At 54.1% G+C, this 9,462-nt stretch carries 5 protein-coding genes, 1 other RNA gene and 3 pseudogenes; 2 read left to right on the forward strand and 7 right to left on the reverse strand.

Features of this window, described 5'->3' with window-relative positions; genetic code table 11:
* A pseudogene (locus ACTF5G_RS09185) lies at window positions 1-295 on the reverse strand (ABC transporter); the annotation flags it as partial.
* Window positions 295-1,929 (reverse strand): peptide ABC transporter substrate-binding protein, encoded by a 1,635-nt coding sequence (locus ACTF5G_RS09190; RefSeq protein WP_438952517.1) that lies wholly within the window; start codon window positions 1,927-1,929, stop codon window positions 295-297. The pseudogene ACTF5G_RS09185 and the gene ACTF5G_RS09190, both read right to left, overlap by 1 nt.
* Window positions 1,930-2,084: 155 nt before the next feature.
* Between ACTF5G_RS09190 and ffs the strand changes: the two genes are divergently transcribed.
* An RNA gene (gene ffs, locus ACTF5G_RS09195) (signal recognition particle sRNA small type) lies at window positions 2,085-2,181 on the forward strand.
* Window positions 2,182-2,360: 179 nt separating this feature from the next.
* Here ffs and ACTF5G_RS09200 read toward each other — a convergent pair.
* From ACTF5G_RS09200 to xseA, 5 genes and pseudogenes are all read right to left on the reverse strand, one after another.
* Window positions 2,361-3,584: a nitrate reductase gene (locus ACTF5G_RS09200; RefSeq protein ID WP_438952521.1), complete on the reverse strand. Its 1,224-nt coding sequence runs from the start codon at window positions 3,582-3,584 to the stop codon at window positions 2,361-2,363.
* A pseudogene (locus tag ACTF5G_RS09205) lies at window positions 3,579-4,637 on the reverse strand (molybdopterin-dependent oxidoreductase); the annotation flags it as partial. The gene ACTF5G_RS09200 and the pseudogene ACTF5G_RS09205, both read right to left, overlap by 6 nt.
* A gap of 317 nt (window positions 4,638-4,954) precedes the next feature.
* Window positions 4,955-5,284, reverse strand: a complete 330-nt coding sequence (locus ACTF5G_RS09210) for a hypothetical protein (RefSeq protein ID WP_438952518.1) — start codon at window positions 5,282-5,284, stop codon at window positions 4,955-4,957.
* A 128-nt stretch (window positions 5,285-5,412) separates the two neighbouring features.
* Window positions 5,413-7,320 (reverse strand): annotated as a pseudogene (pepF, locus tag ACTF5G_RS09215) (oligoendopeptidase F).
* Window positions 7,317-8,660, reverse strand: coding sequence for an exodeoxyribonuclease VII large subunit (xseA, locus tag ACTF5G_RS09220; RefSeq protein ID WP_438952519.1), 1,344 nt, complete (start codon window positions 8,658-8,660; stop codon window positions 7,317-7,319). The pseudogene pepF and the gene xseA overlap by 4 nt, the downstream one beginning before the upstream one ends.
* A 217-nt stretch (window positions 8,661-8,877) precedes the next feature.
* Here xseA and ACTF5G_RS09225 point away from each other — a divergent pair.
* Window positions 8,878-9,462, forward strand: a 585-nt coding sequence (locus ACTF5G_RS09225) for an IMP dehydrogenase (RefSeq protein WP_438952520.1), incomplete at its 3' end; no start/stop codon positions are given.

The following is a 9,462-nucleotide window of genomic DNA, read 5'->3' on the forward strand; positions in this document are numbered from 1 at the left end:
CAGCGGTGATGGGCAGGCCCCCGGCAATCAATTCATTGACTGTCCGCCCCGGATAACGAAAGGAAGGGCCGAATTCCCCCTGGGCCAGATCCCCCAGATAACTCAGGTATTGTTGCCAGATGGGCTGGTCGAGCCGGTACTGTGCCTCCAGTGCCCTGACCACTTCCGGTGGTACCGCTTTTTCTGCGCTGAACGGGCCGCCCGGCGCGCACCTTACCAACAGAAACGTGGCAGTGATAACCACCAGCAATACCGGAATGGCCTGTAATAACCGACTCAGAATAAAGCGTAACATCAGTCTGGCAGCGCTTCAGTGGGGTCAAGAGACAGGTTTTTGTACAGGGTGTAGTTGAGCAAATTCGGCTCAAGCCCTTTAACGGCGGGGTTTACCAGGCTTTTGCTGGTATAGATGTGAATTGGAATAATTGGCATAGCCTCCAGCAACAGCGCTTCGGCCTCCCGTATCAGGCGGTAGCGCTGCTCGCGCGTCTCTGCCCTGGGGGCTTCCTCCAGGATCAGCTGGTCGAAGCGGGCGCTGGACCAGCCGGTGCGATTATTGCCGCCACCGGTTGTCCACATATCGAGAAAGGTATTGGGGTCCACGTAATCGCCAATCCAGCCGGCCCGGGCAATGCCATAGTTTCCACCGTTAACCGAATTCAGAAACACTTTCCAGTCCTGGTTGTGGAGACTCACCTTGATGCCCAGCTCCTTGTACCACATCTGTTGGATAGCCACGGCAATTTTATGGTGCCCCTCTGAGGTGTTGAACAGCAACTCGTTGACCGGAAAACCCTCGCCACCGGGATAACCCGCTTCCGCCAGCAGTGTCCGGGCTTGGTCGGGATCATAGGCAAAGCCATCGGGAGCGGTATAACCCAGCGTATCCGGCGGCGTAAAGGTATAGGCCGGCAGCTCATCGCCCTTTGTGACCTGCCGGACAATCGCAGCCCTGTCGATGCTCATGGCCAGCGCCCGGCGGACCCGTTGGTCGCTGAGGTGTGGCACTTCGGTATTGATGCGATAGAAATAATTGCCGAGATACGGATGAGTGTGCAGCAGCTCGGGATGATCCCGCCGATAGACCGCCAGTTTATCGATCGGCACGGTGGCGGTGCGGTGCAGTTGCCCGGAGCGAAACATCCGCTCCTCAGTGGTGATGTTTTCCGTGGGATAGAAGTGGATGGCATTGAGCGACACGTTTTCAGCATCCCAATAGTGGGGATTCTTTTCCACCACCACACGCTTGAATAGTTGCCATCCGGTCAGGGAGAAGGGGCCATTGCCGACAAAATTGCCGGGCCTGGTCCAGAGGCTGCCGCGTTGGTCGAGCGGGCCAAATTTCTCAATGGTGGCGCGATGCAGTGGAAAGTAACTGTAGTGATCGAGCAATTGCAGGAAGTAGGGTGTTGGGTTGGCAAGCTCAACCTCCAGTGTATGGTTGTCTATAACATTGATACCCACGGCGGAAAAATCACTTACCTCCTGTCTGAAATACGCCTCCGCATTTTTGATGGCAAACAGCATATAGGCGTATTGGTTGCCGAGCGAGGGCTGCAGTGCCCGCCACCAGGACCAGGCAAAATCCCCGGCTGTCACAGGGTCACCGTTTGACCAGCGCGCGTCATCGCGCAGGTGAAACGTATAACGCTTGCCATCGGGGCTTATGTCCCAATGGGTCGCCACACCGGGAATCGGTTGCAGTGTTGAGGGATCTTTCAGCACAAGCCCTTCGAGGAGGGCCGTAAGGATATTGTGCTCGGGAACCCCCGTGACAATATGCGGGTCCAGCTCCTGGGGATCAGTGCCATTGCCGAGGTGGAGTATTCCCTGCCGGTTGCCACTGGCGGTGTTGCTTTCCCCCTGACCGCAGGCCGTGATCAGGAGGCTGAGCAGGAGGCTGACAAGGGGCACTTTCAGGAACGGCATAGATTGCTCAATAGCGTGTTAGGAGACAGGCTATGTTAGGCAAGGACGGCATTGAGTACCAGCCCCCGACCGTGGTTGAAATAGCGGTTCTGAAGGACCATAATGCCCACCCTTCGCGAGTTCTGTACAAGACTCCGATTCTTTATGGTGACCTCTGCCGGTCCCCTCGCAATGATCAGCTGTGAACCCCGCTAGGCCCGGAAGGGAGCAACGGTAGCGGTGACATCGTGTGCTGTGGTGTGGCTGGCAGGGGAAGCCACCAGTTTATTCTCAATTACCGGTTAACCAGAAAGCTCGGCGCAGACTCGCGAACCGGGCCTGTCTTTTGCCGAAAAAATAAATCCCCGACTACCACCCGAGCATCTGGAGAAGCGACCATGCTCAGATTGTAGCCGGGGACCAGTCGTGTCATAGGTACTTTGCCCTGTTATCTATGCGGCATCGACATTCAGGGTCTCGTTGATCAGTTTGTTAAGCTCCGGTATGCAGGAGCCACAGTTGGTACCGCAGTTAAGTTGTTCTCCCAGTGCTTTTGTGGAATTTGCCCCATCGACAATGGCTGCCAGAATCTGTTTTTCGCCGACTTCAAAACAGGCGCATATCAATTTGCCCCGGTCGGGCTGGTTCATGTCGATCCCCGCCAGCAATTGCCATGGAGAAGATGTTATCTCCCTGCTGAGTAATCCCTGTAACCAGCTTGTTGCCGGCATCAGTGACAGACTGTGATGACTGAAGATGGCCATTTGTACCAATGCGCCTTCGTAGCAGATAAAACGCTCGTCACTTTGTTCGGTGTCGGCGTATTGGGCGCAGTTGCCGGTATACCCCTGCTGTCTGATAAAGGCTTGCCAGTCAAAGCCCTCCGCGGCAGCAAACCGGTAACAATAGCCCTTGTTATCCGTCAGTGGCGTCATTGACCAATCGATGAATTCGTCGCATTCCAGGGGCTCCCTGCTGACCACCATTGCCCAAACCGGGGTTGCGACTTTTTTCAGTGCGGCGGGGGTAAATTTGAATTCGGGTTGCCCGGATACGGGATCGGTCAATGGGGCAATCACCGAGCAAACACGAGCCTGACGGGCGAACTGGTCATTCCAGTGAATCGGCATAAACAGCTGATTTTTCCCCATGCCTTCATCCAGCATCACGCCGACCCGGACGGCCCCATACGCGGTGCGTACCTCTGCCAGATCTCCATCGTAAAGTTCATTTGTACGGGCTGTTTCGGGGTGCACCAGGACAAAGGGTGCATCGATATGATTGAGCAATCGTTGGGCGCGGGCGGTGCGCGTCATGGTGTGCCACTGGTCGCGGATTCTTCCGGTATTGAGCGCGTACGGGTAGGAGGCATTGAGGGACTGAACCGGCAGGCGGGGCGCAATGGCAATAAACCGGGCTTTGCCGGATGCCGTCACGAACCCACCCTCACTGAACAGGCGCGTTGTTCCCGCGGGAGATTCTGCCGTAATGGGCCATTGGATGGGTGAGAGATCATTGTATTGTTGTTCAGACAGTTCGCTGAGGCCGCTGATGTTGAAAATGCGCTTGCCGTTGTTTCTGAAGCCACTCAGTGCCGCATGTTCAACAAACACATCCCGCGGCGACCGGTAGGAAAACGCCTCAGAAAAGCCCAGTCTTTGTGCGACCTGGGACATGATCCACCAGTCGTCCTTTGCTTCACCTGCGGGTTTTATCAGTGCTCGCTGTCTTGAGATGCGGCGCTCGGAATTTGTGACGGTGCCGTTTTTCTCACCCCAACCGGTAGCTGGCAGCAAAATATCGGCGGTGGCGGTCGTGTCTGTGGCTCCCACGCAGTCGGAGACAATCACGGTTTCTCAGCGCTGCAGGGCCTCCCTGACATAATTGGCATCCGGCATGCTGACCACCGGATTGGTCGCCATAATCCAGATTGCCTTAATCCTGCCATCGGCGACTGCATCAAACAGATCTACCGCTTTCATGCCCGGCTGCTGACAGAGTTGGTCGGTGGCCCAGAAGTCGGCCACGGTCCGCAAATCCTCGGGGTTGTAGTCCATATGGGCTGCCAGCTGGTTGGCCAGACCGCCCACTTCCCGGCCACCCATGGCATTGGGCTGCCCGGTAATCGAGAAGGGGCCTGCGCCGACCTTGCCGATTCGTCCGGTGGCAAGGTGACAATTTATAATGGCATTGCCCTTGTCAGTGCCGGAGGAGGATTGGTTGATCCCCTGTGAGTAGAAGGTAATGGTTTTATCCGTTTCGGCGAACCACTGGTAAAAGGTTTCCAGTACGTCCGTTTCAAGCCCGACCAGTCGGGCCGTCTCTGCAAAAGAGATGGCATTGGCTGCTGCCAGCGCCTCCCGGTAGCCTTCGGTGTGCTGCGCTATATACTCAGAACAGCTGGCCTCCTTTTGCTGCAACCATGCCAGTAAACCGACAAACAGATAGCCATCGGCACCGGGGCTAATTGGCAAATGGAGATCGGCGAGATCACAGCTGGCCGTGCGGCGTGGGTCGATAACCACCACCCGCATGGCGGGGTTTCGTTTTTTGGCGGCAGCCATCCGGCGGTAGAGTACCGGGTGGGTCCAGGCGGCATTGGAGCCAACCAGAATCAGCAGATCGCAGTGATCCAGGTCTTCGTAACTGCAGGGCAGCGCATCGGCACCAAAAGCCCGCTTGTAACTGGCGACAGCGGAGGACATGCAGAGCCGGGAGTTGGTGTCCACATTGCCGGTACCCAGAAAGCCCTACGGCGGATGGTGCGCACGGGCTTCGTTACCCGGTAGGATTTAGTATGAAAAGTACAGTTAATTTACAAGCATAACTCGTGCCAGAGATTGAATAACCGGTGTTTTTATTGTTTTAGAGGTTCACAAGGGCTATATCAACGCCGTTTTTGTTTGACATTGGTGCGATAAAAAAGGCACAGGGAGTAATTTGGGGCAAAAATTGGCATTTGTCCTGTATCAGCAACAATGGGTTTGATCTGGCTAGCAGGTGAACACCCCGGCCAGGAAATGGCCGGGGTGGCTCGTTTGATGTGTCAGCTATCAGCCTGATTACAATGGGTGCGATGCTTTTCTTTCCACTCGGCTTTCATTCGCATTTTGGCTTCCATCGCCTCGGTTTTGTTCACCGAGCCGTTGTTGTCGCCATCCATCATGTTAAAGTGAGTCATTCCTTTTTCGAGTCTTTTCTGCAGGCTGGCCTCGTATTCCTGTTTGGATATATTGCCGTCCTGGTCAGTATCCATTTTTTCGAACATAGACTCGGTATAGTCTTTTCTGTGGTCAGATTTATTCGGTTCTGCGGTTGACCCGGCCAAACTGGGTGTGGCGAGAGCAATGCCCGCTAGTAATAGAAGTATTCGCATGGTAGTTCCTCATTAAACGTTTAGAGACGTGATGTTCTAAACGCTGTCATGAGGATTTGGTTGACCAGGACTGCTAAAACATTCAGGAAAAGGCTTTTTCCGGGAAGCAGTGTGCTCTTCAGGTGGACTTAGTCTGCATTCTGCTTGTCGAGAATATGCTCCACCTGGTCCATCAGCCGACCCATTCGTTGAATGACCGGGCGATAGGCAGCCGGATCCGCCAGATCCACGCCCGATTTTCTGAGTATCTCGTAGGGGTAATCAGCGCCACCGGCCTGGAGAATAGCAAGGTAGTTTTGCCGGGCATCTTCGTCTCCACCCGTGATTTGATCGACCACGTAGTAGGCCGCAGCAATGGACGTCGCATACTGGAACACTTGGAAATTGCGGTAGAAGTGGGGGGTTGATGCCCACTCCACGGTGTAGTCATCATCGATTTCCATGATGCCCATGGCGTGTCCTGCATGGCGTTTCTAGATATTCCCATATAACGTATTCAGCTTGTCTCCCGACAGATTGCCGCCACTTTCAATCTGTTCATGAATCGCCAGCTCGAATTCCGCAAATTGCGTCTGCCGAAAAAAAGCACTCCGCAAAAGATTCAGTTCGCGAAACAGATAAAACAATGTTTCATCGTCACTGGATGCGTTGTCGCGCAGGTAATCAAAAAGCAGCAGTTCATTTACCGTCGAGGGTATTTCCGACATAAAGCTGGAGTAGGCTGACTTACTAAAGGGTTGATGACTGTTTGCCATCAGAGAGTGCATGGCATGCCCCCATTCGTGTGCAAAGGTAGTGACAGAATCAAAGCTGCCATCAAAGTTCAGCATCAGGAAAGGGTGTACGTCGTAGGCGGCGTCCATAACATAGGCCCCTTGACGCTTTTCAGGTGCGGGATAGGCGTGCAACCAGTATTGGTTAAATGCATCGTTGAGCTGGTTGCGGTAGTCATTTCCCAAAGGGGCGACCGCGGCAAGTGTCAGCTCGGCGGCTTCCGCCAGTGTGTACTCCGTTTGCAGTGAGATGACCGGTGTATAGAGATCGTAATAGCGGGATTCCCCGAGGCCGAGTATCCGTTGCCGGAGCCCCAGCAGACGGTGTAGTGATGGAAGGTGATCGTTGGTGGTGGATAGCAGTGTACGGTATACCGCTTCAGGGATATTGTCCTGCGACAGAGACCGATGCAGCGATGAGTCGAAGCCACGCAATCTGGCAATCATGACCTCTTTTTTTACCTGCCCCTCCAGAGTGATGGCCAGACTCTGGCGAAAATGCTGGTAGGTGCCCCAAAAACTCTCGAATACCCGCTTTCTGTCCTGACGGTTTGCCATTGTTCGATGGTTTTCGTAGGCCCTTGGGCCGAGAATGACTGTCTGGCGGTCCGACAGGGATATCTCAGGCCAGGGGATGTCAGTATTGACAAGTACGCTGTACGTACTTGAAGCCGATTGCAGGGCATCCGAAACTGCGGCAAGGACACGTTCCCCTTCTTCACCGAGAATATGCTCTGATTGCCGCAGAGTGTTGCGGATGAAAAAATCGTGTTTCTCAAGTTGTGTGGATTCGTTCAGATAGCGGTTTAGTGTTTCTTCTCCGATATAACTCAGTTCTGTCTTCGCGAAGCGTGTGGCTTCTACAAACTCGGTAAGCAGCGCCTGGGCAAGCATTGCTCTTTCCTGATAATGGACATTACCCTGATCCGTGTCTTTGTTCAGAAAGGCGTAGACATAAAGTCTGAGCAGTGTTTTGTAGGTGTCGCTAATCCGGTCTAGACAATCAGCCAACGCCTCTGCGCTTTTACCCAAAGTGCCTTCGCACTCACCAATGCGGCTGATTTGTGCAGCGGCGTCACTGTGTGCGGCATCCCAACTGGCAATGTCGGGATAAAGGCCCGACAGATCCCAGGCAGTGGTTGGGGATAACGCCACGGATTCCGGCTGGTTTTCCGGCAATAGCTCCGGCAAGTGTTCCGGGGTTGATTCAGCCGATACCTGCATTGCAATCACGAGCAGGCAGGGACCAAAAAATCGTTTCATGACTGTGAATCCGGGAAAATTTTATCGACCTTGCATGCCAAGGAGCCATTTGCCAGCCGTGTAGTGACTTTGTCGCCGACACGTACTGTTGTGACACCCCGCAAGATGTTGTCTTGCTGGTCTGTAACAATAGCATAGCCGCGCTCCAGGGTGTTCAGCGGGCTCACAGCATTGAGCAGTTGCAATGTGTTGTTCCATCGTATTTTTTTTTGCTCGAGCAGCGTGTTAATAGCCCGTTTCAAGCGGTGGGTCAGCAAATCCCTGTGGTCACTCAGGCGGTCAATTTGATAACCGGGGCCCGCTTGTTCGAGACGTGTACGCAAGTGGAGTAAACCCGTATTCAGATATTGAAGTTGTCCGCAGGCTGTCCGGGACAGCCTTGCCTGCAGGGTCTGAAGTTGCTGTTCCTGATGCTTGAGCCGTTCTGCAGGATTCCGCAGTTGACGGGTCAGGCTGTCGAGGCGCTGGGAAGCTGACTGCAATCGCCGCAAAGCCGTTTCACAGAGTAACCGTTCATAACCGCGGAACTGGTCACGCAACTTGTTGCCGTCGGGACTCAACACCTCAGCGGCGGCAGAGGGGGTGGGCGCACGGTAGTCAGCGACAAAATCACTGATGGTGAAATCGATTTCATGGCCCACTGCACTGACGATCGGGATTTGGCTTAGGTATATCGCCCTGGCAACAATTTCTTCATTAAATGGCCACAGATCTTCGATTGAGCCGCCGCCACGTCCCACAATCAGCACATCACAGTGGTTGTCTTTGTTGGCCGCTGCAATTGCCGCAGCAATTTGGCGGGCAGCTTCTTTTCCCTGCACCTGAGCAGGGTATATCCTCACCGAAATTGTCGGGAAACGGCGTTTCAACACCGAAAGAATATCTTTCAGGGCCGCTCCCGTGGGGGATGTGACGATGCCAAGCCGCTGTGGGTGAGTCGGTATTGGTCGCTTGTGACTGTCACTGAAAAGCCCTTCGGCATACAGGCGCTGTTTCAGTGCGTCAAATTGGCGCTGTAATGCCCCGTAGCCTGCCTCTTCCAGGTGTTCGATAATTAACTGGAAATCCCCCCGGCCCTCATACAGACTGACCCTGCAACGTGCCAGTACATGGTTGCCATTTTCAGGGTGGAATCCGGTCAATGCATTGCGATTGGCAAACATGGCACAGCGAACCTGGGCTTTTTCGTCTTTGAGCGTGAAATACCAGTGTCCGGAGCCGGGTCGAGAGAAATTGGAAACTTCTCCCTCGACCCAGAGCAGCGGGAAGTGGGTTTCAAGCAGCTGTCTAATACGGCGGTTCAGCTGGGTAACAGTCAGTGTGGTTGGGGTATCAGGCATAGCGTATTGTCCACCACGGGCAGAGGGAGTCAATTTAAATAATGACCCTTTGCCATCAACGATGCTCCTGCAAGTCCAATGAAAAAAGTATTTTTTAGCCCGCCGTCCCTCTATAATACAGCGCTTACTTTTATTGCTGAGCTATGGCACCGTATTGGTACCGTTGTCTGAAGATCAGGCTCTAAAACCCACTCCCCTGACGAGGTAAGCCACCCTGATGTTGCGAATCGCAGAAGAAGCTCTCACCTTCGATGATGTACTGCTGGTACCCGGTTATTCCGAGATTACCGCCAAAGATGTTTCACTCAAAAGCCGATTGACGCGGAACATAGATCTGAATATTCCGCTGGTATCTGCTGCCATGGATACTGTCACCGAAGCGCGATTGTCCATTGCGCTCGCTCAGGAAGGTGGTGTCGGCATCATCCACAAGAGTATGTCGATTGAAAAACAGGCCATGGAAGTGCGTGCCGTCAAGAAGTATGAAAGCGGGGTGGTCAAAGACCCGATTACCATAGATGCCTCCGCTCCGGTCAGCGCCCTGCTGTCACTGACACGCGAAAATAATATCTCCGGAGTGCCCGTGCTGGACAACGGCAATCTGGTGGGTATCGTCACCCGCCGCGATGTTCGCTTTGAACCGAGTCTCGATTTGCCGGTCTCGGCCATCATGACCCCCAAGAATCGGCTGGTAACCGTCAGGGAGGGGGCGGGCGCAGACGAAATCAAGGCATTGCTGCATAAACACCGGATTGAAAAAGTGTTGGTGGTAAACGCCGATTTCGAGCTGCGCGGGTTGATT

Source organism: Porticoccus sp. (genome assembly GCF_965660005.1).
Taxonomy (GTDB): Bacteria; Pseudomonadota; Gammaproteobacteria; order Pseudomonadales; family Porticoccaceae; genus Porticoccus.

Coding starts and splice junctions, on each gene's coding strand:
- ACTF5G_RS09190 (WP_438952517.1), bottom strand. CDS start 1,929: ATGCCGTTCCTGAAAGTGCCCCTTGTCAGCCTCCTGCTCAGCCTCCTG.
- ACTF5G_RS09200 (WP_438952521.1), bottom strand. CDS start 3,584: ATGTCCCAGGTCGCACAAAGACTGGGCTTTTCTGAGGCGTTTTCCTAC.
- ACTF5G_RS09210 (WP_438952518.1), bottom strand. CDS start 5,284: ATGCGAATACTTCTATTACTAGCGGGCATTGCTCTCGCCACACCCAGT.
- xseA (WP_438952519.1), bottom strand. CDS start 8,660: ATGCCTGATACCCCAACCACACTGACTGTTACCCAGCTGAACCGCCGT.